1 protein-coding gene is annotated in these 1,307 nt (G+C 64.5%); it reads left to right on the top strand.

Going from position 1 to position 1,307, the window contains the following annotated elements:
* Window positions 1-211 precede the first annotated feature (211 nt).
* Window positions 212-1,307: IS701 family transposase (locus C7G61_RS42750; RefSeq protein WP_108523416.1), on the top strand; the 1,096-nt coding region annotated here is incomplete at its 3' end.

Here is a 1,307-nt window from a genome sequence, read left to right as displayed (position 1 = left end):
TATGACCCACCTCGCAGTCTGGTCGGACAGGCTATCACAACTGATTAGCGAAGTGACACACGGTTAAGGCCCACTACCGTCTGCACACAGTGACCTCGTCAGCTCTTTCACCGTTGACGGGTTCTCACCTCTGAACGGCCGCTTAGTACTACTGTGTCATAAACTCACGAGGCGAGCTATAGTCGGGAGATCCATCATGCGGAGGCGTGTGATGAACCTTCCTATCCCATCAGAGACGCGCGAGGCGCGGTTTGCCGCCTATGTTGATGCCCTTGCGGAAGGGCTCGGCCATGCCGATCGGATTGCCCCGATGCAGGCCTACTGTACCGGGCTCCTCCTGCCGGGCGAACGCAAGAGCATTGAGCCCATGGCGGCCCGGCTCGCACCCGACCGCGCCCAGGCGGCCCACCAATCTCTGCACCATCTCGTGGCGCAGGCCGAGTGGTCGGATGAGATCCTGCTGGCGAGCGTGCGCCAGCAAGTGCTGCCCGTCATCGAACGGCATGGGGCCATCCGGGCCTGGATCATCGATGACACCAGCTTTCCCAAGAAGGGCAGCCATTCGGTCGGGGTGGCGCGCCAGTACTGCGGACAGTTGGGCAAGCAGGACAACTGCCAGGTCGCCGTGAGCCTGTCGCTGGCCAACGACGACGCCAGTCTGCCGATCGCCTTTCAGCTGTATCTGCCCAAGGAGTGGGCGCTGGATCCCGAGCGACGGATCAAGGCCGGTGTGCCAGAGACCGTTGCCTTCCACAGCAAACCCACCATCGCACTCGCTCAGATCCGGGCGGCGCTGTTGGCGGGAGTGTCTCGGGCGGTGGTGCTGGCGGATGCCGGCTATGGCTCTGAGACGGCGTTTCGCACGGCACTGACCCGGATGGGCCTGATCTACATCGTGGGGATTGCGTCGAGCACCAGCCTGTGGGCGCCCGGCACCGGGCCCCTGCCGCCGCAGCCCTGGAGCGGGCGTGGGCGTCCGCCCACACTGTTGCGGAGGGACGCTCAGCATAAGCCGGTCTCAGCCCTGAAGTTAGCGAAAGATCTGCCCCACAAGGCTTGGCACGTCGTCACGTGGCGTGAAGGCTCCAAGGTTCCGCTGACGTCGCGCTTTGCGGCCGTCCGCGTTCGGCCGGCGCACCGCGACTACTGGCGTGCGACCCTGCGGCCGGAGGAGTGGTGCTTGATCGAGTGGCCAGAGGGCGAGAAGCGGCCGACCAAGTACTGGCTCTCGACCCTACCAGCCGACACTGTCCTGCGGGACCTTGTTGATCTGGCGAAGCTGCGCTGGCGCATTGAGCGGGATTATC

Source organism: Bradyrhizobium algeriense (assembly GCF_003062295.1).
GTDB lineage: Bacteria > Pseudomonadota > Alphaproteobacteria > Rhizobiales > Xanthobacteraceae > Bradyrhizobium > Bradyrhizobium algeriense.
The sequence above is the reverse complement of the archived record's forward strand: the minus strand, read 5'-3'. Positions and strand labels throughout refer to the sequence as shown.